Source organism: Acinetobacter sp. AS167 (assembly GCF_037152175.1).
Taxonomy (GTDB): domain Bacteria; phylum Pseudomonadota; class Gammaproteobacteria; order Pseudomonadales; family Moraxellaceae; genus Acinetobacter.
Map to the genome: position 1 here is coordinate 385,677 of NZ_JBBCMP010000002.1, position 24,410 is coordinate 410,086.

The 24,410-nt window shown below is 41.4% G+C and carries 17 protein-coding genes and 1 pseudogene; 2 read left to right on the forward strand and 16 right to left on the reverse strand.

Annotated elements, in window-relative coordinates; translation table 11 throughout:
* The first annotated feature begins 5 nt into the window (after nt 1-5).
* On the forward strand, nt 6-1,097 hold the full coding sequence (locus tag WFN33_RS05115; protein ID WP_336951892.1) for an LLM class flavin-dependent oxidoreductase: 1,092 nt from the start codon (nt 6-8) through the stop codon (nt 1,095-1,097).
* Nucleotides 1,098-1,225: 128 nt separating this feature from the next.
* Here the strand turns inward: WFN33_RS05115 and WFN33_RS05120 are convergent, their stop codons facing one another.
* From WFN33_RS05120 to WFN33_RS05135, 4 genes are all read right to left on the reverse strand, one after another.
* The gene (locus WFN33_RS05120; protein WP_419327115.1) at nt 1,226-2,488 is read right to left on the reverse strand and encodes a lipase family protein; all 1,263 of its coding nucleotides are present in this window, start codon (nt 2,486-2,488) and stop codon (nt 1,226-1,228) included.
* Nucleotides 2,489-2,541: 53 nt separating this feature from the next.
* Nucleotides 2,542-5,034: a TonB-dependent receptor plug domain-containing protein gene (locus tag WFN33_RS05125; RefSeq protein WP_336951893.1), complete on the reverse strand. Its 2,493-nt coding sequence runs from the start codon at nt 5,032-5,034 to the stop codon at nt 2,542-2,544.
* A gap of 166 nt (nt 5,035-5,200) precedes the next feature.
* On the reverse strand, nt 5,201-7,033 hold the full coding sequence (locus WFN33_RS05130; protein WP_336951894.1) for an ABC transporter ATP-binding protein: 1,833 nt from the start codon (nt 7,031-7,033) through the stop codon (nt 5,201-5,203).
* Nucleotides 7,030-8,853: an ABC transporter ATP-binding protein gene (locus tag WFN33_RS05135; RefSeq protein ID WP_336951895.1), complete on the reverse strand. Its 1,824-nt coding sequence runs from the start codon at nt 8,851-8,853 to the stop codon at nt 7,030-7,032. The genes WFN33_RS05130 and WFN33_RS05135 overlap by 4 nt, the downstream gene beginning before the upstream one ends.
* 286 nt (nt 8,854-9,139) lie before the next feature.
* Here WFN33_RS05135 and WFN33_RS05140 point away from each other — a divergent pair, with 286 nt between their 5' ends.
* On the forward strand, nt 9,140-10,195 hold the full coding sequence (locus WFN33_RS05140; protein WP_336951896.1) for an ABC transporter substrate-binding protein: 1,056 nt from the start codon (nt 9,140-9,142) through the stop codon (nt 10,193-10,195).
* A 395-nt stretch (nt 10,196-10,590) separates the two neighbouring features.
* Here WFN33_RS05140 and WFN33_RS05145 read toward each other — a convergent pair whose 3' ends face one another.
* The 12 genes and pseudogenes from WFN33_RS05145 to lpdA all read right to left on the reverse strand — a co-directional run bounded on the left by WFN33_RS05145 (nt 10,591) and on the right by lpdA (nt 24,405).
* The gene (locus WFN33_RS05145) at nt 10,591-11,859 is read right to left on the reverse strand and encodes an acyl-CoA dehydrogenase family protein (RefSeq protein ID WP_336951897.1); all 1,269 of its coding nucleotides are present in this window, start codon (nt 11,857-11,859) and stop codon (nt 10,591-10,593) included.
* Nucleotides 11,860-11,883: 24 nt separating this feature from the next.
* Entirely contained in the window at nt 11,884-13,701 is a 1,818-nt protein-coding gene (locus tag WFN33_RS05150; protein WP_336951898.1) for an ABC transporter ATP-binding protein, read from the reverse strand.
* Nucleotides 13,698-14,552, reverse strand: coding sequence for an ABC transporter permease (locus WFN33_RS05155; protein ID WP_336951900.1), 855 nt, complete (start codon nt 14,550-14,552; stop codon nt 13,698-13,700). The genes WFN33_RS05150 and WFN33_RS05155 overlap by 4 nt, the downstream gene beginning before the upstream one ends.
* Nucleotides 14,549-15,700 (reverse strand): ABC transporter permease, encoded by a 1,152-nt coding sequence (locus tag WFN33_RS05160; RefSeq protein WP_224965543.1) that lies wholly within the window; start codon nt 15,698-15,700, stop codon nt 14,549-14,551. Before WFN33_RS05160 ends, WFN33_RS05155 begins: the two co-directional genes overlap by 4 nt.
* 2 nt (nt 15,701-15,702) lie before the next feature.
* Nucleotides 15,703-17,280: an ABC transporter substrate-binding protein gene (locus tag WFN33_RS05165; protein ID WP_336951901.1), complete on the reverse strand. Its 1,578-nt coding sequence runs from the start codon at nt 17,278-17,280 to the stop codon at nt 15,703-15,705.
* A gap of 12 nt (nt 17,281-17,292) precedes the next feature.
* Nucleotides 17,293-18,486, reverse strand: a complete 1,194-nt coding sequence (locus WFN33_RS05170; RefSeq protein ID WP_336951902.1) for an LLM class flavin-dependent oxidoreductase — start codon at nt 18,484-18,486, stop codon at nt 17,293-17,295.
* A 33-nt stretch (nt 18,487-18,519) separates the two neighbouring features.
* Nucleotides 18,520-19,230 carry a class II aldolase/adducin family protein gene (locus WFN33_RS05175; RefSeq protein WP_336951903.1) on the reverse strand — a complete coding sequence of 237 codons (711 nt, stop codon included), beginning with the start codon at nt 19,228-19,230 and terminating at the stop codon, nt 18,520-18,522.
* Nucleotides 19,231-19,245: 15 nt separating this feature from the next.
* Nucleotides 19,246-20,304 carry an ABC transporter substrate-binding protein gene (locus tag WFN33_RS05180; protein ID WP_336951904.1) on the reverse strand — a complete coding sequence of 353 codons (1,059 nt, stop codon included), beginning with the start codon at nt 20,302-20,304 and terminating at the stop codon, nt 19,246-19,248.
* Nucleotides 20,305-20,590: 286 nt separating this feature from the next.
* A pseudogene (locus tag WFN33_RS05185) lies at nt 20,591-21,022 on the reverse strand (TonB-dependent siderophore receptor); the annotation flags it as partial.
* Nucleotides 21,023-21,126: 104 nt separating this feature from the next.
* Complete coding sequence (locus WFN33_RS05190; RefSeq protein ID WP_336951905.1) at nt 21,127-22,185, reverse strand: 2,3-butanediol dehydrogenase; 1,059 nt, start codon at nt 22,183-22,185, stop codon at nt 21,127-21,129.
* A 22-nt stretch (nt 22,186-22,207) separates the two neighbouring features.
* Nucleotides 22,208-22,993: an acetoin reductase gene (locus WFN33_RS05195; RefSeq protein WP_336951906.1), complete on the reverse strand. Its 786-nt coding sequence runs from the start codon at nt 22,991-22,993 to the stop codon at nt 22,208-22,210.
* An 11-nt stretch (nt 22,994-23,004) separates the two neighbouring features.
* Nucleotides 23,005-24,405: a dihydrolipoyl dehydrogenase gene (gene lpdA / locus WFN33_RS05200; RefSeq protein WP_336951907.1), complete on the reverse strand. Its 1,401-nt coding sequence runs from the start codon at nt 24,403-24,405 to the stop codon at nt 23,005-23,007.
* Nucleotides 24,406-24,410 lie beyond the last annotated feature (5 nt).

Consider the following 24,410-nt stretch of genomic DNA (forward strand, 5'->3'; position numbering starts at 1 on the left):
AAATGATGAGCATAGAGTTTGTGGGTATGGTTTTTCCAAATCAATGGTCTGAAACCAAAGGAACCCGAATTGGTCATAAAATTGATCTCGAATATTTACGTTATCATGCTCGTGCACATGAATATGCAGGCTTTGATAAAGTTTTAATCGCCAATGGACCAAGTAGCCCTGATAGTACCCAAATCGCAGCTTATCTGGCACAACAGACTGAACGACTTGGATTTATGATTGCACATCGCCCTGCGCTGATGACGCCTAATCTGGCTGCACGTTCCTTTGCCACACTGGACCATACCACTGGCGGAGGACGCATTCGTTTACATGCCATTACGGGAATTACTGCTGAACCGCAAGAAGGTGATGATATTGTTGATAAAATTCAACGTTATGAACGCACGGGTGAATATCTAGATATCATCCAAAAGCTTTGGAAAAGTGAGCAACCGATTCACTATGAAGGCAAATACTTTAAACTGGAAAATGCTTTCTGCCCTTTAAAACCGGTCAATGGAACTTCTATTCCGATTTCATTCGGTGGTTCTTCGGATATTGCCTACGATATCGCAGTGCGTCATGCAGATCTTTATTCTCTTTGGGGTGAGCCTTTAGCGGGCGTGAAAGAGCAGATAAATAAACTTAAAAAGGCAGCAGAAGCAGCCAATAAACCCCAGCCGCAGGTCAGTTTATCAGTACGTCTTATTATTGGGCCAACAGAACAACTCGCATGGCAACGAGCACAACAAATTTTAGCTGATATTCAGCAAAATCCAACGTTCCAAAATAATGGCTCACTTTCGGGACATAAAATTAAAGGCGTAGGTTCACAACGGTTACTGGCAGCAGCACAACAAGGTGATCGCCATGACCGAGCCTTATGGATGCCAACTGCAAGCGCAGTTGGGGCCTATGGTGATACCACCGCCCTTGTCGGAACGCCTGATACGATTATTGCCGCATTACTTGATTATGTAGATCTGGGCGTCACCACCTTTTTAAATCGTGGTTATGATCCAATTTACGATACTGTGGACTATGGTCGTTATATTATTCCTGCGGTACGAGATAAGGCGGCCAAGCGAAACAAACAGATTGCCTAAGTCCTCAAGCTAAATAAAAACCGCTCATTTAATCGGATTGAATGAGCGGTTTTTTCTTGCTTGCTAATTTAAGGTCTTGTCATAACCATGAGCATCATTATGAGGGATGGTTATTTTCTTCTGATTTTCTATTGTAAATCTGGTTTGCAAATGGACTGAATCTTCTCCCCTGCAATCACCTTTTTGGCAAATGGAATAGAATCTTGTAGGGAAGCATTCACTGTCTCACTATGTCCCAATCCATGATACAAATGCCCTTCAACGACTGTACCTGCCTTACATGCATCCGCCACCAACTTCATTTGATTACGTGCATCTGGTGTACGATCATTTGCCCCAGTGCCAATAAATAATGGATGATTGATTTTTAAGGTCGGGTAATAGCCATAATCATTGGATTGTTTTTCCTGTAATTTTTTATAGATCGATGGTGGATTCACCTTATAGGCTTGCGCAGGTGAAAGTCCTGCTGTTTGAATATCTCCCATAAAACTGGTCAAACAGGCATTTCTTGCTTGTTCCACCAAAGGCACTGCTTCAGCGGTAAAAATATCTTCAGTTTTGATTTCAGGAAATAAGCTTTGCGTCACTAGAAAACTATAAATACCATATGCTAGGGATGGACTGACTTCATAAGGATTTAACTTTAACTGATTCTTTTCAGCTGTTGCCTCGGGGTCCTGATAAATCACCCCTGTGCCAATAGATCCTTTAATATTTAACTCTGGTGCATAGGTTGCTGAATAAGCTGAAGCTGAAACAGCCCCTGCCCCACCTTGAGATTGCCCCACAATAACAAAACGATTTGCTAGAGGTAATTTCGTTTTAAGCGCAGCTCGACCGCTGTCTAAAATACTATAAGCAAGCATTGGATTATTGATCAGCAAGTGCGGGCCAGCCACACCAAGTCCTTCATAGTCAGTTGCTACTACAGCGAATCCTTCTTTTAACCATCGGTTTAAATATTGTACATCTCGATAAGATCGTCCATTCCAAGAAGGTGCGCAGGCATCTGCTAGACCAACCGTACCATGTGCCCATAACACAACAGGCCAACCTTCTTTCGGTGGCGTACCTTTAGGAAGATGTACTGTCCCAGAAACCACAATGGGGGTCTTACTATCCCTTCCACTTGTTGAACTATATAAAATACGAATGGCCGTACTATCATTGTCCAAACGGATATAAGGGTTGCTGATGTCCTCTGTCTTTAAGAGTTTTCCAGCTTGTTCTGGAATCGCAGCTTTCCATGTATAAAATGCTGAAACACGTCCATCCCCATAACGATCTTCAGGCTGTGGGGCTTGCTGGGCATTTGCCATTCCAGCAGACGTGAGTATGCTTGCGACAAAAACGGATTTAACCACATTAGATATAAAAGTATTTTGCATTTTCATGACCTTGAAACCTATTTAAAAACTGTTTTAAAAATTTATTTTTTAATTTAAAAGTCGTAACTTACACGGCCATATAAATACGTTCCAAAGGCACCTTCTGGCGCATTAAAACTGTATTTGACGATGTTCCCTACAGATGAGTCTTTGGCTTTGTCTGGGTAACTGTTAAATAAATTATTTGCGCCCAGATTGAATTTTAGCCCCTTTACCCACGCATCTGCTTTGTAGCCAAAGTCCAAATCAGCAATCCATTGCGGATCAAAGGTCTGATCCAATGAAGTATTGGTATTATTTAAGGTGGTCCATTTATCATAACGACGGACTGCGGCATTGATACTCCACACTTGATTTGACCAAAGTGCACCCAATGCTAATTTGGTTTTTGGCGCTGTAGATTCAATTAGGCTTTGGGTATTTCGACCAGCAATACTAGAGACTGGAATTCGCTCACCTTTTGCAGTGATTGAGTCTCGGCTGTCAGTGATTTTATTTTTATGATAAGCCAAACCTAAATTCAGCTTTAACTTGCCATATTGTTCAAGATCAAGATCATGTTTTAATGCGAACTCCAAACCACGTGTTTGCGTATCTAATAAATTATTAAAAAACGCCACATTGGCAATATTTACATACGGCGTATTTGCAAAAGCATTATTAATCACGCTGCCAGTAATATTGTCAGAAAGTAAAATACGATTTCGAATATCGATTTGATAAAGATCTAAAGTTGCAGAGGTATTGATAAATGGTTTGAGTACCAAACCTAAAGAATAATTGGTGGATTTCTCAGGCTTAAGTGAAGTTCCACCAATCAGTAAAGCCGCTTCACTTCCCGCAACTAAAGTCCTTTGCTGTACATCTTGCCAACCTGTCGGAGTTTGCACCGTTTGTACACTATAAGCGGAGTATCCTTGCTGGGCTAATGACGGTGCGCGATAACCTGTATTGACAGATCCACGAAGGGTCAACTGCGGAGAGATATCATATTTGGCAAAGAGTTTGCCGTTGGTTGTCGAACCAAAGTCTGAATATTTTTCTGTTCGAATAGCAGCACCAACATTTAAATCTTTTACAATATCGGCTTCGAGATCCAAATAAATGCCGTACACATCTCGACTAATTTTGCGTTGGTCTTGATCTGTAATACCCGCGTATATACCTGGGATACCCGTACCTAAAGCCGTACTTGGATTAAAATAGGGTCCACGGGTATAAGCAATGGGGTCGCCTGCATTTTGTTTATATTGTTCCCAACGGTATAGCGCTCCCGTCGAAACAGTCAATGGACTGGCTAAACCATCAATTGCAAAATCACGACTATAGTCCAGTCCTGTATTGAGTTGGGCAAAAATGTTTTCCCCTAAATCATAATGAGAGGGTGAATCTGCACCATAACTTGGGTTAATGCCATTGCCTTGTTCAGTGCTGACTTTGTTTTGTCCATAAGTGGCATACAGGTCATATTTTCCTGAAGTCTGGTTGCCTTGTTTAACCCCAAACGTGGTCGCAAAATCATCCACACTGACTAAGCTCAAAGGTGAGCGTCCATCAGGATAACGTTGCTTAAAATAAATGGATTGATTCAGTACTGTTTTGGTGGTTGGAGGTTCATAAAAATTTTCCCCGATGGTCTTACGATGCCCATAACTACTAAAACCATACAAGGCAATTTCATCAGTTAAAGGTAAATCTAAATTCGCAGTGATATTGATTTGGTCTTTTTGTTCAGGAGAACCAAATTTCCAAGTTCTAAATGGTGTGTTCTGCTCGGTATATTGGGCTTGGGTTGAACCATCATAAAATGTTCGCGTATCTGGTGCAGTATTACTTGCAGCTTCACGCTTTCCTAAATCTACGGCAACAGTTAAAGCACCATCATTGGGTAATTCAAAGCCTTTCCAAAGATTGATTTTATGCTGTTCACCATCCCCTTGTGTATAGCCTCCAGTTTGATAACTCACGCCACCACCATGATCACGTGATTTCAATATAATGTTAACCACGCCCGCGATCGCGTCAGAACCATATTGAGCTGCGGCACCATCTCGTAAAATCTCTATACGTTCAATGGCACTAATCGGGATTAGGCTTAAATCTGTTACCGCAGCACCTCTCCCCCCAGCATACGCTTGTCGAGTGAAGTAAGCCGCTGTATGGCGACGTTTACCATTGATCAAAATTAAGGTTTGATCTGCAGATAAACCTCGCAATGCAATACTCGGCGGCACCGATGCACCGAAACCACCCGCAGGTGATGTTGGTAAACTCACTGACGGCGATAAGCGTGTTAATGCAGCTGCAAGATCACCTGCCCCTGTTTCTTGTAGTTCTTTGGCTGTCACAATGTCTACTGGAGCAGGAGCCTCTAAAGCACTATTGATAGCTCGCCGAGAACCCGTTACAACAACTGATTGCAATGTCACGACATCCTCTTTTTCTGATACAGGCCTTTGTTCATTTGCCAAAGTGATTGAGGCGGTAAGTGTACTGAACGCAAAAACAGAAGAATGAAGAATGAATTGAGAAAAATATGTACGCATATAAGCTTCCTTAACGATCTGCACCGATATAGCAAAGCCAATGCCAAAATTTTTATTATTGAATATCAAAAACTTGTCATTAAAAATAAAAAAATCATTGTTTATATTTAAACAATGATTCGAAAAAATGTTTATAAAACCACAGATTTGCTAGTGGCGCATAAGCTTATACAAGTTGATTGTGTAAATAAGATTGATACAACTGATAGTAAGATTGTTGCTGTTGAATCAGTTGTTCATGAGAACCTTGTTCAACTACAGCCCCATTCTCAATCACCACAATTTTGTCTGCTTCTTGAATGGTACTTAAGCGATGTGCGATCACAATACAGGTTCTATTTTTACATAAGCGTCGAAGGGCATATTGGATTTTCTGTTCCGTATAAATATCAATCGCAGAGGTCGCTTCATCTAAAATTAAAATTTTAGGATCAGCCAAATATGCACGTGCGAGACAAACAAGTTGGCGTTGCCCATGACTTAAATTTTTTCCGAGTGTTCCAACTTCAGTAAAATAACCATGAGGAAGCTGTCCTAGAATATCATCTGCACCAAGTTCTTCAATCGCCTGAATCAGTTGTTGATCTGTAGCTTCGGGTTGAATTAAACGTAAATTGTCTAAAATTGTGCCGCTAAACAAGACATTGTCCTGTAAAACAATACTGACATTTTGTCTTAAACTGTCCAGATGAATATCCTGTATCGGATAACGGTCTAAGAAAATCCCACCCTGCTGAGGCTCATAAAACCGTGTCAGTAACTGAACGATCGTGCTTTTACCATGACCTGTAGGCCCCACGATCGCAACCACCGTTCCAGCGTCGATCTCTAAATCAAAATTTTGTAAAACAGCTTTGGTGGTATAAGCAAAATGTACAGACTGAAAACGAATATGCCCGTTAAGTTGCCCTAATTTCAACGCATGTGGTGCATCTTGAATGCTAGATTGGGTATCTAAAAGTAGAAATATCCGTTGTGCACACGCTGCACCATTGGCATAACGCTCAAATAAATCGGTCAATTCCTGTAAAGGTGCCAAGAATAAAAACACATAAAAAATACTTTCGGCAAACTGTCCAATACTGATGACACCTTCACTATAAGCATAACTTCCAATCACAATAAAAACTGCGGTTGCCACTGTCGAAAGCAATCCAGTAAATGGGGCAAACCAGCTGGTCCGCTTACTTCCATAAATAATAGAATCATTAAAATCTTTTAAGAGCTGCTGATAGCGCTGTTGATTGGTTTCACTATAATTCAATTGCTGAATAATTTTGGCGCCATTTACCGTTTCAACCAAATGTGCAGTAAATCGACTGCGTTCTTCGGCAACCCGTCCCCAATGCCGTTGTGATGACTTTTTAAATATTGCAGTCATTGTCAATAAAATCGGCAAAGTTGCAAATAAACACCAGAAAAATGGGGGATAAATATGCCACAAAAGCACAGATGCTAATCCGCAACGTAAAATCGCAGAAAGTAGTTCAGGTGGTCCTTGTATCAATACTGGTTCTAAAGTATCGACATCACGATCCGCTCGTGAAATAATTCGGCCGGCTTTAGTTCGATCAAAATAACCAATATTTAAAGCTTGAATATGTTGAAATAATGAACGTCTTAGATCATTAATGACACTTAAAGCCGCTTTTCCAGACAAGTATTTTGATATACCCGCTAATCCAAAACGACACACCCAGCTGAATGCCAGAATAGCAATTGCTATAAAAAGTACTGGCTGATACAACACCAGTTTCCCAGCCACTTGCTGAAATCCAGAATCTAAAATGTACTTGACTGCCCATGGACGTACAAAGATGCTCAGCACTTGTAAGATCTCTACTGAGATCATGGCTAGAATTAAATAACGAATCGGATAAAGCAAAGGAATGAGTTTTTTTAACATTCCGCGATGTAGCGCGGTTTTTGCTAAGTTTTCTTCGATCTGCAGATCAGAGATTTTCGTCAGCGGTTGGAAATTTTTAACCGTGGTATTCATGCTTGAATCTCCTGTTGCACTTTTTGAAAGCCCATCAACTCCCGATAAAATACGCAATGCTGGAGCAATTCTGTGTGGCTCCCTTGAGCAAGAATTTGTCCCTGATCTAATACGATAATGCGATCTGATAAAGAAATCGTGGTCTGTTTATTTGAATTGATCAGAATGGTTCTTTTGAGCTGATTTTTATTGTCAGCCAAGCCTGATAAACGCTGTAACACCTGTTTTTCTGTAGTGGAATCTAAAGCACTGGTTGAATCATCAAGTGCCAAGATTGGCGAGTTTTTTAAAATTGACCGTGCCAGTGCAATCCGTTGTTTTTGCCCTCCCGATAAGGTGACTCCCTTGTCCCCTATTGGTGTCTCCAGACCAGCATCGAGTCGCTGTAATAGTTCAGATGCTGAAGCCAAATGCAACGCGTCTCGCATCTCCTGTTCAGTCGCATCCTGTTTGGCTATTTTTAAGTTATCCGCCAAGGTTCCTGAGAAAAAGAAATTATCTTGCGGAATAATCTGAACCATATGACGTAAGTTAACCAAACTCAGATCTTTAAGATTGAGCCAACCGCGTTGATCTGAACCAATCCAGACCTGCCCTGCCGTTGGATCGATAAAACGATTGAGCAAGTTCATCAGTGTGGTTTTACCCGCTCCAGTTTTCCCCACAATGGTGACGATTTCACCTGCTCGGAATTCAACATTACACTGTTTTAAAATATACTTTTCTGTGCTTCGATCCTGAAAACTGACATTTTCCAGTCGAATATTTAAACCTTCATCCCCTTCAGCATCCCCTTGTAGTGGCAAAGCATGTGCAGCATCTACAATTGCCGATTTCTCATCTAGCATTTGCCATATTCGAGTTGCCGATGAACGTGCATCTGCAAAAATATGTAAGACCTGTCCAATACTTTCAATACGAAACACCAATAAATTTGCCATAAGTACAGCAGCCACAAATTGCCCAATCTGTAATTGATTTTGTCCAATTAAGTAACCACCAAACCCAATCACCCATAAGTAAGAACAGGCAATAATCATTTGAGGAATCGGTAAGCGTTGTGCGCTGGTGCGAATGGTTTGAATAGAATGACGAATAAAGCTATCAACTGCAGCATCAAAACGTTGTAAGAGCTTTTCCTCAAGTTGAAAGGCTTTGACTACTCGAATGCCATTGACGCTTTCAGCCAAAGTATCACTGACTTTTTCATAGGCATAGGCAACTTGATGATCCAGCACCACCAACTGATTGGTCAGTTTAAATAGCACTGCTAGGCCTAGAAAAATAAAAATAAGCGGGACGATCCCCAACCAAGGATGATACCAACACAACAATCCAACTGTTGCGGCGACCACTAGACTGGATTCAAACACTTGTCGCCAAAAATTAATTAAAGCTTCTTTTAATTTATCTGAATCTCGGGTAGTTCTTGATAAAACTTCACCTAATCCGTGTTTCCAGTGCCATGAAACATCTAAATGCTGGACTTGGCTAAAGATTCTTTCTCTTAAAATACTTAACAATTGCTGTCCAATCGTCAAGGCACTTAAACCTGCTAAATATTGAATAATTGCACGAAGTAAAGCGATACTCGTCAGTAGAATAAACCAAAACCACGGATTTAACGGATCTGTAAAAGCATGTTGAAATAAACGTTCAGGTTGGCTGTGTTTTAGCGTATCAATCGCATGTCCGATTGAATATTGCTGTAGTGCTAAGCCAAAATTGGCAAGGACAAATAATGTTGCCGTCAATACAAAGCGAAATGGCATAAAACGATATAAGGCCAAACTTCGCAGCAGTGGATAATTTTTAAACATAAAAATAAAACAACAACTAAAGATCTATAGCTCACTGCGAGATCTATGCCAAATTTTTCAAAGGCATAAATATTTTAATCTACTGTTTTATATTATTTTTTTAAAAAACATGTTTGATGAGATGTTTGATTTAAAACATCCACACTTGTTATCTGTTGTTATTGCAACAATATTTGATATATCAACATCATAAAAATAGATATTAAAAATATATTTTAAATATCAACAAGTTAAACAATGGCATCAATATTGCTTTAAAGCATTCAAATCACAACAGGATGTCACAATGACAACACTTCAAATGCAACCATTGAATACACTTTGGTATACACGCTGTCCAGTTCCTACAGGGCTTGGAATCTCGATTCAAAAAGGCTGGCTAAAAGAAAAATTTATTGAGCAACAAATTGAAATTAAATCAATTCGTGAATCGAACTCAAAAGAGGTTCGTAACTCACATTTTAACCATACCCTTGCCAATTCAGTTCGGCATGGTGGCAGTATTCCTGCAATTTGGGCATATGCTTCTGGACAAAAAACCAAAGTCATCGGTTTATCTTGGGCAGATGAAGTCCAATTACTGCTGACTCGATATGATTCCCAAATTAAGACGGTTGAGGATTTAAAAGGTAAACGCTTTGGACTCCCACTCAATCAAGATGCCATCATCGATTTCTCTCGTGCTCAAGCCATTCGCGGTTTAGAAAATGCATTAAAAACAGTAAATCTTAAGGTCAGTGATCTGGAACTGGTGGATTGTCTGCGTGCTGATATATTAGTGGCGCAACAGCAAAATCATACCGAAGAAAATGATTCGAGTTTCTTTAGCAATCGTAATAAACTCAGCGCAAGTGCAGAGATTGTGGCTTTAATCAAAGGGGATGTCGATGCCATCTTTTTAAAAGGTGCACATGCAGCACAAATTGCCCATGATTTTGCCCTGCATACCATTATTGATATTGGTTCACATCCCGACCCTATCCTACGTTCAAATAATGGTACCCCTCGAACACTAACTGTGGATGAAGATTTTCTATCGCAATATCCACAACAAGCTCAATCCATTGTCGATGCGGTTTTACAAGCTGAACAATGGGCGCATGTGCATGCAGATGAAACTCACCGCTATCTGGCTAAAGAATGTAATAGCAGTGAACAATGGGTTCATGCAGCTTATGGCGCAGATGCACATCTCAAACTGAATACCAATTTTGATGAAACATCGATTATTGCCTTACAAGACCTCAGTGACTTTCTCTATCGCTGGAAGTTTATTCCAGCTCAAATTAATGTTCGTGAATGGCTAGCACAAGACATTGCTATTCATGCACAAGTGGCTTAACAATACGAAAAAATAAAAGGTTGTCGTAATGACAACCTTTTATTTTTCAGCTTTCAAATTTAAGACATCCCCCTATACAAAAGCTTCTGACTATTCTCAACGCATAAAGCACTGCTATGCTCATGAATAACAATTATCTTAATGGCGTCTTACTGAAGTTCTTAACCAGCTCTTACCTAGCCTCAGAATCAGTCAACGGCTCACGCTACTTTTGTTCCGGGAAAATGAGACTCCAAACTTTGCAAGAAAAGCATCTTGCAGAGTGCTGCTTCTCACCGTAAAACTCACTGCCCACCATCAGCTCGTTTAATCAATCGCAAAAAATATGCGATTAAGTACTGCCTCAAACAGTTGTGGATGAGGTTTACGAATAGCATATTTTTATCGAACTCAAATTATGACTTAAATTTGGTCACATTTTCAGCCTGTTTCTTTAAAAGTACAGAGTTATATTCACCAGGTGGAATATTATTTAAATAATAATTCCCAACATGATATAAACGCCAACGAATCGGATCATGTGTGGTATGCGTACGTGCATTACGCCAGAAACGATCTAAATTCCATTTTGACAAAGTAGAGCTTGCTCCAAGTAAGCCAAAAATTTCACTGGAAATTTTCAAAGATGCATGGTCGGACTGACTCCGTGTGGCAGCCACAGATAAAATCAATTCAGTTTGTAAAGCTTCATCTTCCAGATTGGTTAAATGCTGCTCAAAAATCGCTGCTGAGCGATCTAAAAGTGCTTCTGCTGAACGGACCAAAACTGCAAACTCGCCAATTTGCTTAATGATATGCGGTTCCTGTGTCGGGGAGTCGACACCACTTTCCACCCAAGGACGAGCATTCTGTTGCAAATAATCAATCCCCCCTTCAAGTGCACCTTTGGCAATACCTGTATCCATAGCTGCATGCAAAATCTGAGGCCAAGTTAAACCTGTGCGTAGCACTGTCCCTAAACCACCAGTATTGCGCTTGGCAACATAGCGTTCATCGACAATAACGTCTTTAAAATTGACTGTACCACTGACACTATTGTTTTGCCCCATTGCATCCCAATCATCAAGCAGTTCTACCCCATGCGTATCACGATGAATCAAGATCGAAACAGGTCCATCATCACTGCCTGCAAATAAAGAGATCCACTCAGCCAATAAAGAGCCTGTGGAATAAAATTTACTGCCATTTAAGATTAACTGCCCTTGTGAATTTCTTTCTACACGAGTCTTATGCTGAAATTTATCTTTTCCGCCCACTTCTGCGAGTGCATTGCCTAAACGTTTACCACTCAATACATCACGCAATAATTGATCGCGAATATCATCCTCATAACCCGTTAAAATTCCTCGAAACATGGTGAAATGAATTTGTAGAAGTTGTCCCACACCACCATCTGCAGATGAAATGATCTTTACCACATTGACCAATGTGCTAATACTCGCACCTAAACCACCAAATTGTTGAGGAACAATAATCGCTGTCAGACCTGCTTCTGAAATTAGGCGGGCCTGTTCATAAGGAACACTTTTGTTATATTGAGGATCTTGGGCAAATTCTGTCAGTTGTTTTGCTACTGCCTTGGCAATATCCAATGCTTCTTGTTCACTTTGAATATGTCTTATACTGCCCAATTCTAAAAAATTGTGTTGCTGAATATCGTTCATTTTAACTCCGGAAAATCTCTTTTTTTATGCACAGATACGCTGTGCTGTAGTCTTAAATAAGCTGGGGGCATGTGTAAGCAAAGTTTTGGTATACGCATGTTGCGGATGACTCAGTACTTGATCGGTTTCACCGTATTCCACCAGATGGCCATTTTTTAAAACGGCAACTCGATCAGCAATTGCTCTAACTACCCCAAGGTTATGGGTAACAAAAAGTAAAGTTACGCCTTGCTTTTGCAATTGTTGCAACAGTTTTAAAATAGATGCTTGTACTGAGACATCTAAAGCAGAAGTAATTTCATCGCAAATCAAGACATCAGGCTGACATAACAGCGCTCGTGCAATCGCTACACGTTGCCGTTCTCCGCCAGATAAATCTCTTGGGTAGAGTTCTTGAACCTGTGGAGGAAGCGATACTTGTTGAAGTACCTGAACGACCTTTTGTTGAGTTTCTTGCTGAGATGTAGCAAAAAAGTGCTGAACCACTTTAGTGAGTGTCTGTCCTATGGTATGTGCTGGATTCAAGGCTTTATATGGATTTTGAAAGATATATTGCAGTTTATGTCGTTGTGTTAACTGACGTTTTTGTCCCTGCAAGGACAATACTTCATCTGCTAAAATCACCTGACCTTCTGCATTTTCATTCAGTCCTGCAATCACTCTAGACAGTGTGGTTTTACCTGAACCAGACTCCCCGACTAAGGCCAAACATTCTCCACGCTGTATTTGAAAAGAAACATCGAAAAGTGCTTGTTGCTGGCCATACCAAGCATTGATATGTTCTACTTTAAGCAGTGCCTGTTGATCTGTTTTTAATTCAATCATATGCGGATCAAGCTCTTGAAAATTGATCACGCTCACTTCATCCCAATGATGACAAGCAACAAAATGTGGATCAAATGCTTGAGATAACAGGGTTAATTTCGGTTGCTGTTGATGACATAATTCGCTAGCGAAAGTACATCTTGCGGCAAAAGCACATCCTGTTGGACGATCATTCGGTGAGGGTGCATGTCCTTCGATGGGGGATAAATATTTACGAATCGACACATCGGGGATGGCATTGAGTAAACCTTGGGTATAAGGATGTTTTGGCGTTTCAAATAACTGGCTTAATGCGGCATCTTCTGCAATCTGGCCTGAATACAGGACGATTACGCGATCTGCAATATCTTTCACCACAGTCAAATCATGTGATACATAAATTGCTGCGACATTATATTCGCGACATAATTTACGAATAATATTCAGCACTAAAGTTTGGGTCGTAACATCCAATGCTGTTGTCGGTTCATCCAAGACAATTAAGCGAGGCTGTAACAAAAATGCCAATGCTAATAAAATCCGTTGTTGTTGCCCGCCAGAAAGTTGATGAGGATAGCGCTTTAAAAACACATCATCCTGAGGCAATCCCACTTCATCTAAAATTTTAGCAACTTTATGATTTCTTTCACTACTGGATAAGCGTAATTGATGGACTTCTAATAACTCAAGTAGATGCTGTCCAATGGTTAATGCTGGATTTAGTGCCGTTCCCGGATCTTGGGCAACGTGACTGATTTTATAACCTCGAATTTGACGCAAGGCGTGATCGTCAAGACTGAGGATATCTTGTCCATCCAGCGCAATTGTGCCTTGAATAATTTTGGCACCATGTCGTGCATAGCCCAATAACGCACTCGACAATGTGGTTTTACCTGAACCACTTTCTCCCACCAACCCAAGGACTTCGCCCTCATTTAAATGAAAAGAAATATTCGAAACCACATGATTGCCTGTGTTGACCAATGCCACCGTTAAGTCTTTTACCTGTAGTACCGTATTCTTTAAAATCTCTGTCATGGTGATTTTTCCTCAATCCGTGCTGCGGCACGCCCTACACCTTCAGCCAACACATTGGTTCCCAGCGCAAACAAAGCAATTAAAATCACCGGTGCAAATACTGCCCACGGTTGAACCAATAACCCAGCACGATTTTCATTAATCATCAGGCCCCAATCGGCTGCAGGAGGTGCGATACCATAACCAAGAAAAGCCAGACCAGATAACATGCCAACAGCCCACGTCAACATCACCCCAAGATGAATTAATAAGGGTGTCAGCATATTGGGTAGGATTTCACGGAATAAAATATAGCTTTTCGAGTAACCTAAAATTTTGGCGGCCTCTACATACTCTTGCTCAACCAAATTTAGCGCAACACTTCGTGCAAGACGTACTACCCCAGGAATAAAAGCAATCGAAACAGTGAGCACAATCAGCCATGGCTCACGCCCTAGCATCGAAACGATTAATAGCACTAAAATCAGATCAGGAAATGCCATAAAAACATCCGTCAGCCAAGTCACAAACTGGTCAACTTTATCTCGTGCAAAAGCAGCCAATATGCCTAAACTGGAACCAATAATTAAAGCCACCAGACTGGCAGCGAGGGTCATCCAAATAATTGAAGCACCACCCGCTAATACACGAGACCAAACATCATGCCCAATATAGTCATAGCCAAGAAAAGCCTGTGCTTCAGGCGCACCATAGGTCATGCCCACTAAGGCAGTTGGTTCAAAAGGAACCAGCACTGGGCCAATAAGCGCAAATATCAAAACTAAGCTTGTCACTACAAAACCAAAACGAACTTGTCGCTCAGAAATCAAGGCTTTAAAAAACTTACGTTGATACCAATGAAGTGTGCTCATTTTCCCTCTCCCGAATTGATATTCTTCAAGGCATTACGGCGATCCACAGGCTTTACCGTAATCGGTCGGCCAGATTTCCATAAACGTAATGCCTGACGTAAACCAGGTGAGCGGGCTTTATGTTTTTTTGCAGTGCGTATTTTCGGTGTGAGTAAAGTCGTAATTAAGTCTGCAATTAAATTGACCACCACCACACAGATGGTCAGCAATAACACAATCGCTTGAATCGTAGGAATATCCCGCATTTCAATTGCTGCATTCAATGCATTGCCAATTCCCGGATAACTAAATACAACCTCAATAATTAAAGCCCCACTGAGTAAAACCCGTATGGTCAATGCCGTGCCTTGTACCACGGGCACTAAAGCATTAGGTAAAACATGCTTCCAGATAATGCGACGCTCTGGAATACCACGTAATCGTGCTGAAGTGACATAATCGGACTCTAAGGCATCGATCATTGAGCCTCGCACAAGACGCATGAGATAAGGAATAAGCGATAAAGCTAAAGTTAAAATGGGTAAAATTAAAAACTCTAGCTGGCTAAACGGAGACTGCCCAGGAATCAACAATGATGCAGCAGGTAATACATGCATGATCGAAGTTGAAAACAACATCATCAGCCAAATGGCAATGACAAATCCGGGCACTGCTTTAAAAATAATCGAGCTAGATACAATGATTCGGTCTAGTTTGCTATCACGACGTAGCGATAACCAAACCCCAAGTAAAACTGAAATCGGCACAGTGATTGCCACTACCAAGCTACTCAAAGCAAGCGTATTACCAAAATAGTTTTGAATAATCTGTAACACAGGTACATTAGAATCAATTGAGCGTCCAAAATTACCTTGTAATAATTGAGTCAGCCAATTCCAGTATTGCACCAATATCGGTTGAGTCAGCCCCAATTGTTCACGCAGTATTTGAACCGTAGCTTCTGGTGCTTCTGGCCCTAAAATGACCCGCGCAGGGTCAGATGGAAGCGCTTGAGTCGCGATAAATACAATTAAACTAATCACAAAAATCACTAAAATTCCTGACACGATACGGGTCAAAAACCAAGGTAACCATGCAGGAAATTCAAACGACTTGGCGATAGCTGGATGTTGAATCGAGCTTTCAATTTTGCTGGCTTGAGTCGTCATCATTACTCCCCTTTACGCCAAAACTCATCAGTTCGCCATGCTGCAAAACCGGTTCGATCAGGTGTTACACCACCAATCTGATGAGAATGTGCATCTAAAACATTGTTAAAACCCCAAATCAGTAAGCCACCTTGTTCATGTTGAATTTGCTGTGCCTCATGCACCAGAACTTTGCGTTTTTCCAGATCAGGCTGTTGCAATGCGTGATGCACCAGCTCCGTAAAACGGGCTTGATTAAAACGGGTTTTGTTATTGGCTGCACCGGGTCCATCAATCTGCAATACCGTCAATAAAAATGGACGAGAAACATTTGAACCTGTACTCAATGCCCAATCTTGTTTGACTGCATCTGCAAATGTTGCAGCTTCAACTTGTTTAACGTTTACAATCACGCCAGCTTGCGCTGCATGTTGCGCAAACACCAAGGCGGCATTGCTATCTGGTCCTGTATATAAATCAACTTTTAAGTTTTGATCAAAACCAGCAGCTTTTAATAGTGTTTTAGCTTTGGCTAAATCTTGCTTACGCTGTGGAATTTCATGGTTATAAACAGGATCACTAAATGAATACAGATCGTTGGCAATTCGTCCTTGACCCGCCAATGCCCGTTTCACTAAATCATCCCGATTGGCAATCAAACGAAATGCTTGTCTGACACGAGGATCATTAAACGGTGCTTTAGTGGTATTCATATCGAAGGATTGCCAAGCATCTGTTTCAGATGAAACAACACTCAGTCGTTTATTGGCTTGAATCAAAGATAAATGCTCGGCACTAATACCTGATGCAATATCAATTTGCCCTGATTGCAAAGCAGCAAGACGCCCGGTTTGCTCTTTAAAATCTATAATTTCAATGGCATCTGCATAAGGCTGATTGTCTTTCCAATAATTTTCAAAACGTACGAAACGGGAACGTTGACCTGGGGTAAAACTTTCTAGCTTAAACGGGCCTGCTCCGACGACATTCTTGATTGGGTCATAATCTGTTGGAACAATACCGCCCCAACTCATCCATGCTTCAGGTAGGGCTACTAAGCCTTTGCCTTGAGCAAATGGAATTTCAACGGTGTAATCATCCCGCTTTTTAATCGCATCGCGCTGTAGTGAATACAGATAAGCCGCAAAGGGAGACGCCAGTTTAGGATCGGTCAAACGACGTAAAGAGAAAATGACATCATCGGCTGTAATGGTTTTACCATGATGAAACTCAAGCCCTTTCTTTAGCCGAATCGTCCATTTAGTGCCATCCTCATTGGGTTCTGCAAATTCAGCAAGCGCCAATTTAGGTTGAATATCTCGCCCCCATTCCCATAATTTGGCATATAACGGCCAACCTCTAAAGGCACTCGACATCCCAATCGGCTTATGGGCATCTAAATTTCCAGCTTGATTACCATTAATCACCCCAATTTTGATCACTCCACCTTTTTGCGGTGTGGTATGCTGGCTTGTATGTGCAGCAGCTTCATTTGATGCTGAGGAATCGGAACGAGAACACCCAATCAGGCTTGCTGCTGCAATCGTACCTAGACCTAAACCCGTATTTTTAATTAATACTCTGCGCGTAATTTTACTCATAGGATTCTCCTTTTAAACCACAGTTTCTTGATTCAACAGAGAATCTACAGACGAGCATTTTTTTAACTTCGGTAACTCAAAACCATGATCGAGCTCAAGTAAAGGAAACAACAAGTCTGCAACACGATAAACTTCCGTAATTAAAGGAAAACCTGACAAAATAAATGCAGATGTACCGTAGCTTTCATATTCTTGGATACGTTGAGCAATATTTTCAGCGCTCCCGACCAATGCGGTCCCCGCAGCGGGATTTAAGATATCAAAACCAAACAGTGATGGCCCTGTCCAAATATTTGGATAAATTTCAAAGTCTTTAGCTTGAGGTAATATCCCCTGACGTAAGCGTTCTAAATTTTTTTGAACAATCGGGTTACTACTCTGATAGCTTTCGAAAGTTTCATTGGGTGGAAGCTGACGTTTTACAGCTTCAATCGCATAATTCACATCAATTTTATCGAGTAGAGACTGCGCGTATTGCCACGCTTCTTCTTCGGTTTCACGAACGATAATTTGTAAGCGAGTTCCATACTGCAAAGTTCGTCCAACTTTAGCGGCTTCTTTTGCAACTTTACTGAATTTTTCTCCCAGCAGCGGCGGTGTGTTGGCAAAGCTTAAATACACATCCAGCAATTCCACTGAATGTTGTACCCCTTTGGCTGATGTGCCAGCTCCCCACAGCGGTACGCCTTGTTTTTGGGTTGCCCCATGCCATTTTGACATCGGTGAAGCCCCCTCTTGACGTGGAGCAACTTGAATAAACTCACCCTGAAAGCCAGATTTATCGCCTAAATAATTCTGTTGAAATGTGCTCCAGTATTCTTTACTAAAGTCATAGCGTTCATCATGTGAATAATGAATACCCAATGCGGCAAGTCCCTGATCATTGCCATTGACCACATTAAACAACAAACGTCCCTGAGAGAAAGAGTCAAAAGTTTGTGCATATTTGGCTAAAACTGCGGGTTGAACTTCACCTGGATGCTGCGCCACCAAAAACTTCAGGCGCTCAGTAAAAGGAATTAAACTCGCAGCAACTGCCAGTGTTTCATACTCACTTGTACCCATGAGTGAACCGTAAAACCCCAGACGATCTGCGGTAATTGCAATTTGTTGTAAATGTTCATAATCGGTATCCCAGCGTCCCGACTCCAACCAAGGATAGGGACCATCAGGAGAGGTGAGATACCATAAAAGTTTTACAGCCATAATATTCTCTATATTTGTTTTTAAATCATGTTTCTAATGGAGTGGAAGTAATCCCAGTGATTTTGCTTTTTCAGTCAATCCACTCATTTTCCACTGTTGCTGTAACACCCCTTGCCCATATTCACGACTTCCCCCAACCAGTTCTGCTAACAGTTGAATTTGAGCACCTTCTTCAAGCAATAAAATAAATTCAGCAGTTTCTTGTAGACCTTGACGCCCCCAAACTGTGGCACCGCCATTGGCTTCCAAAATAGCCCGATGCTCAATATCAATCTTGAGTTGATCTAAAATAAAATCGACTTCTGCTTGACGGCGATCGATATAAATCGGCAGTTCATTAAATAAATGAAAACGCTGAACAGGCACATAACGAATCGGTAGGGTTCGGTGTGTTTGGGCCCAAGCACCTAAATTCGGTGCATGTACATGAGAGATTGTGGTGACATCTGCATGTTCACAAAATAGTTTGTTATAACGGCCACCCGCACCTTTTCGTCCCAATAAAACTTCACCATCAAGTTTCTCTACCAATACTTTGCTTTTTTTATCTCGTGACCAAGGACCTGCATAGTTAAAGGTCACCAAGGTATTTTCAGGGGCGCGTTCAACAAAATTGACTGTGCCATTGGCAGTGATGGTGCCCGTCTCACGGAACACCTCAAATGCAAATTCAGCTTTTTGACGGTTGCGTTCAATAAAATCATTAAGTTCAGGGGAAAGTGGCGATTGAATCAGTGTAGTCATGATAAATATCCTGTTTTAACGTTGTTTATTTTGGCGACGCTTTAAAACTTCGAGTAATGGGCGATGATCGACCCATGTATCAAGATCGACGTCTTTTTCAAGGAAGCCATGTAACCAAAGGAAATCTTTTTGTTGTTTTAAAAGCTCAAGGCGTTCTGCACTTAATGAAGGATGTAAAGATTTATGAAAATTATTACGATACGCTGTAGCCACACTTTCAGCACCCGCAATGGTTTCATCTTGTAGAATAACCAGCACTTCATCTAAATGATCTTCTGCCCAATCTGCGGTATCAAAAAGCTCTTCCAAAAAGTCAACGACGACATCAAAGTGATGTTCCAATAAATCTTCATGTACCGTGATAGGTCGAGGTGTCCCGTTGTTCACACGCGAAGTCACATCTGTAAATTGATCTAAATCGATACCGACTTTTAAACCACGTTTGGTGGCTGCCTCAACAGCCGATGCCCCTTTGACATACACGGCATCCACCTCACCTGTAATCAAGGCATCAAGGCCTGACCAATAGGCACTGGCATCACGATCTTGTTTCGATTCAGCTCGCTCAGGAACTTCAATAAAATCAACATCACGAAAACTTAAATTTGCAAGTTGTAAAGCCCCTCGAATACCTTGTAATGACATGGCTCTAAAAATACTGCCTGCACGTTTATCGGCATATTCAGGTAAAGCCACTTTGGTATTTTTTAAATCTTCGGGCTGACGAATTGCTGAATCTGGTCGAACAATAATCACTTGCCATTCATCAATCCAAGTTAATCCAATCAGACGACTTGGGGCACCTTCTGAACGCGCAGCCAAAGCAGGTACATTACCTCCTTCACGGAATAAAGCCGGGAGCTGATGATCAAAATGATGCACAGACAAGCCTTTACGCGCATCTTGCAATACCGCAACATCAATACCATGTCGCTCAAATTTTTCGACTAAGGTGCCGCGTTTTAATGAGATTCCTGTTGCAGTGGGTACAGGACATCGTGTGACCCAAATTTCAGATAAAGTACTTTTTACAAACTCTTTAGAATTTTCTTTTTTATCGATGACAAGTGACATAGGTATTCCTTAAGATACTTCCAATTTCATATCACTTGTATTGAGCAGCTTTTATGCCAATATTTATTTTTATAATTTTCAATATCTTATACAAAATCTAATTTTAATAAATGTTTAGATTTCATCACTTGTTTTAGATTTAGTGTTGTTTTATCAACAGCGCTTTAAGCAAGCCTGCCCTGAGACAAAAATCCCATCCGCATTATTTTTTGATTGAACAGATTTAAAGCCCCTCATTGAATCAACATACAGCACCATATAAAAATATAGTGCTGTATCGCTTAAATTAAAAATCGATAGAAGCCGACAGCATAAAAGTTCGAGGTGCACCCAAGGCTAAACTGGACAATTGTGGCATGCCCCAATACGCCTTATTGGTCACGTTATTGATACTCGCAGCTAAGTTTAGTGGAAAACTTGAAACATTGGTCTTATATCTCGCCTCAACATCAAACAGTGTTCGTTCAGAAGCATGTAGTGTATGTTCCTGATTGATATATTGCTTTGAAACTGCTGTGGCATTTCCAGTCTAGATTAAACCCTGCAAAATCGAAATATCCCACTCCATACCTAATTTCGCCTGTTGCTTGGCAACCCCAGTCGCAATATTGCCTTGATTTTTACCACCTGCAGTTTGGGTTAATTCAGGATCAATATAGGCAACACCACCGATTACACCAAGATTCGCAATAGGTGCTCCAAAGAAGCTCCATTCAATTTCACTTCAGCTAAAACTTGTTATTGATTATTGATCAGTAATTGTGAAGCCCTCCCACACACGATTCATTAACCAATAACATGCCTTATTGAGTAGTATGATTTCTAGGGATGCACAATAATCTTGACCGCAGATTCGTTGTTATGAATCAAGGTTTCAAAGCCTTGCGAAACCAAATCATCTAAAGCAATTCTTTGGGTAATAAAAGGTTCTAAATTGATTTTACCTTGCTCAACCAAGCGAATGGTTTCTTGATGGTCATTAACATAGGCTATCGTACCGCGAATATCCAGCTCTTTCATCACCACACTATGCACATTAATCGTTGCAGGATGACTCCAGATCGAAACTATCACTACCACACCAGTTGGTTTCATAGCTGCCACCAGTGTATCCATGACCTTATTGACACTACTGCATTCAAAAGCCACGTCTACCCCACGGTCTTGGGTGATTTTCATGACTTCAGCCACAACATCCACTTGAGACGGATCTAGCACATAGTCGGCAACACCCGCTTCTAAGGCTTTTTCTTTACGTTTTGCACTGAGCTCGGTAATGATGACGGTTAAGCCTTTGGCCTTTAAAATTGCAGACAATAACAATCCAATCGGGCCCGCTCCACCCACCAAGGCAATATCACCTGACTGTGCTCCACTTCTTACAAAGGCATGATGCCCGACAGATAAAGGCTCAATCAATGCGGCTTGATCCAACGGAATTTGGGCAGAAATGGGATGTACCCAACGGCGTTGTACCGCAATTTTTTCAGATAGCCCACCACCGCGACCACCTAGACCAATAAAATTCATATTTTTTGACAAGTGATAATTGTCATGCGGTCCAGTCGGAACATCATCCGCAATGATATAAGGCTCAACCACAACATGTTGCCCCACCTGAATATCATCAACGCCATCCCCTACAGCGTACACCACACCTGAAAACTCATGCCCCATGGTTACAGGTGCAGCTTCACCCGAAATCGGGTGCGGATGACCACACGGAGGAATAAAAATTGGACCATCGATAAATTCATGTAAATCTGTGCCACAAATACCACACCATGCGACTTGAATGCCAACTGTTCCTGGTTGTACCTGTGGTTCTGGAATATCCTCTATTCGGATATCCCCTTTATCATAAAAACGAGCTGCTTTCATAGATGCATTCCTCATTCCAATATTAACGATAAACCATTCCGCCATCGGTCAAAATTGACTGTCCAGTAATATAATCAGCGTCCTCACTGGCTAGAAAAGCAACCAATGCGGCAACATCATCTGGGGTTTCGGCACGTCCTAAAGCAATTCCATCCACATATTTCTGATATGTTTCACCAACGGGTGCACCAGTGATATCAGCGAAACGTTGATCTATTTCCACCCACATATCTGTACCAACTACACCGGGACAGTAACTATTCACAGTGATACCAGCACTGGCATATTCTTTTGCTGCTGTTTGAGTCAAAGCACGAACGGCAAATTTAGTAGCTGAATAGACACCAAGCAAAGCAAAACCTTCATGCCCAGCAATCGAACATGCATTGATAATTTTGCCAGAATTTCGGCGCTGTTTAAATTTATCGGCAGCGGCCTGAATCCCCCACAGCACACCACCCACATTGATATTCATAATCCGATTAAATTCATCTGGACTGACCTCTGCCAAGGCTTGGACTTGGGCAATCCCTGCATTATTAATAATGATATCAAAGCCATTTAATGTTGATTCTGCATGGTCAATCGCACTGCTGATTTGTACAGGATCAGCAACATCTGCAATAAATGTGGTGGCTTTAACCCCAAATGCTTGAATCTCTTGCTGAACAGCAGTTAACTTTTCTTGGTGAAGATCAACCAAGGCAATATGTACGCCCTCTTGTGCCAAGCGTAAAGCAATACCGCGTCCTATGCCCTGTGCGGCACCAGTAATTAATGCGACTTTATTGTTTAGACCTCTAGGCATGTTGCGACTCCTTAAATATGGATTGCACGTTGCATTGCCGATAAAACCGACTCATGCATCGCCTCAGATAACGTAGGATGTGGGAAAATAACCTGTGCTAGGCTTTCATCAGTGGCTTCTAAATATTTAGCGATGGCAAAGCCCTGAATATGTTCAGTGACCTCATGACCCACCATGTGTGCCCCCAATAATTCCCCTGTTTCTTGATTAAAAATAGTTTTTACAAATCCTGTGGTCTCGCTTAAAGCCAAAGCTTTACCATTGGCTTGTAAAGGGAATCTACCCACATTGATTGTAAAACCAGCTGCTTTGGCTTTTTGCTCGCTTAGACCAATACTTGCCACCTGCGGATGGGTAAAAATACACCCTGGAATTTGGCTACGATCTAAAGCATGTACATGCGTCAGCCCTGCAATTTTTTCTACACATAAAATTGCTTCATGACTGGCTTTATGCGCCAAGCACGGCGCACCAGCGACATCACCAATGGCATAAACTCCAACTACATTGGTCTTACACCACGGATCAACTTTGATAAAACTATGCTCAAACTCAATACCCAATTTTTCTAAACCCAAATTTTGAGTATTAGGTTGTACACCAATTGCGGAAAGGACTTTTTCAACAGTAATGATTTGTACACCTGTTGCGGTTTCAACATGGCAATGTACTTGGTCCTTATCTATTTCGATGTTTTGTACAGCAGCTTCAGTCAAAACCGTCATACCATGCTGTTCAAATTGCTTTTGCACATATTTGGCAACTTCAATGTCTTCACTAGGTAGGATCTGTTTGGCAATATCAACCAAAGTCACTTGGCAACCTAAGTCCTGATATAAACTGGCAAACTCACTGCCAATGGCCCCTGAACCAATTACCAAAAGTGATTTCGGCAAGTGTTCTGGGACTAAAGCTTCTTTATAACTCCAGACATGCTGTCCATCGACAGGGACATGCGCTAAATTGGCGGCTCTGGCGCCCGTAGCCACAATAATATGCGGTGCAGAAATCTGCTGTTTTTGACCCTTTGCATCAGTCAGTTCTAAGCTTTCTTTCTCGATAAATTGAGCGCTTGCATTAAATACAGTAACTTGATTCTTTTTCAGTAATTGCCCAATCCCTTGTACCAACTGTTCAGAAACCTGACGGCTATGACGAACCAGTTGTTGGATATCAAAATCGATAGAACCTAAAGAAAAACCAAACTGTTGTGAATGTTTAAATTGCTGTGCAAGTGCCGCTCCACTCAATAAAGCTTTGGTTGGAATACAGCCCCAATTCAGGCAAATTCCACCCAAATGCTTTTCTTCTACAATGGCGGTTTTTAAACCCAGTTGGGCTGCACGTATCGCAGCCACATAGCCACCTGGACCAGCGCCAATCACAATGAGATCAAATTGTGTGTCTGACATGCTCA

Excerpts from the sequence above, each read along its gene's own strand:
- WFN33_RS05145 (WP_336951897.1), bottom strand. The coding sequence starts at position 11,859 with ATGAACGATATTCAGCAACACAATTTTTTAGAATTGGGCAGTATAAGA.
- WFN33_RS05165 (WP_336951901.1), bottom strand. The coding sequence starts at position 17,280 with ATGAGTAAAATTACGCGCAGAGTATTAATTAAAAATACGGGTTTAGGT.
- WFN33_RS05150 (WP_336951898.1), bottom strand. The coding sequence starts at position 13,701 with ATGACAGAGATTTTAAAGAATACGGTACTACAGGTAAAAGACTTAACG.
- lpdA (WP_336951907.1), bottom strand. The coding sequence starts at position 24,405 with ATGTCAGACACACAATTTGATCTCATTGTGATTGGCGCTGGTCCAGGT.
- WFN33_RS05120 (WP_419327115.1), bottom strand. The coding sequence starts at position 2,488 with ATGCAAAATACTTTTATATCTAATGTGGTTAAATCCGTTTTTGTCGCA.
- WFN33_RS05175 (WP_336951903.1), bottom strand. The coding sequence starts at position 19,230 with ATGACTACACTGATTCAATCGCCACTTTCCCCTGAACTTAATGATTTT.
- WFN33_RS05130 (WP_336951894.1), bottom strand. The coding sequence starts at position 7,033 with ATGAATACCACGGTTAAAAATTTCCAACCGCTGACGAAAATCTCTGAT.
- WFN33_RS05190 (WP_336951905.1), bottom strand. The coding sequence starts at position 22,185 with ATGAAAGCAGCTCGTTTTTATGATAAAGGGGATATCCGAATAGAGGAT.
- WFN33_RS05155 (WP_336951900.1), bottom strand. The coding sequence starts at position 14,552 with ATGAGCACACTTCATTGGTATCAACGTAAGTTTTTTAAAGCCTTGATT.
- WFN33_RS05180 (WP_336951904.1), bottom strand. The coding sequence starts at position 20,304 with ATGTCACTTGTCATCGATAAAAAAGAAAATTCTAAAGAGTTTGTAAAA.
- WFN33_RS05160 (WP_224965543.1), bottom strand. The coding sequence starts at position 15,700 with ATGACGACTCAAGCCAGCAAAATTGAAAGCTCGATTCAACATCCAGCT.
- WFN33_RS05115 (WP_336951892.1), top strand. The coding sequence starts at position 6 with ATGAGCATAGAGTTTGTGGGTATGGTTTTTCCAAATCAATGGTCTGAA.
- WFN33_RS05135 (WP_336951895.1), bottom strand. The coding sequence starts at position 8,853 with ATGTTTAAAAATTATCCACTGCTGCGAAGTTTGGCCTTATATCGTTTT.
- WFN33_RS05170 (WP_336951902.1), bottom strand. The coding sequence starts at position 18,486 with ATGGCTGTAAAACTTTTATGGTATCTCACCTCTCCTGATGGTCCCTAT.
- WFN33_RS05125 (WP_336951893.1), bottom strand. The coding sequence starts at position 5,034 with ATGCGTACATATTTTTCTCAATTCATTCTTCATTCTTCTGTTTTTGCG.
- WFN33_RS05140 (WP_336951896.1), top strand. The coding sequence starts at position 9,140 with ATGACAACACTTCAAATGCAACCATTGAATACACTTTGGTATACACGC.
- WFN33_RS05195 (WP_336951906.1), bottom strand. The coding sequence starts at position 22,993 with ATGCCTAGAGGTCTAAACAATAAAGTCGCATTAATTACTGGTGCCGCA.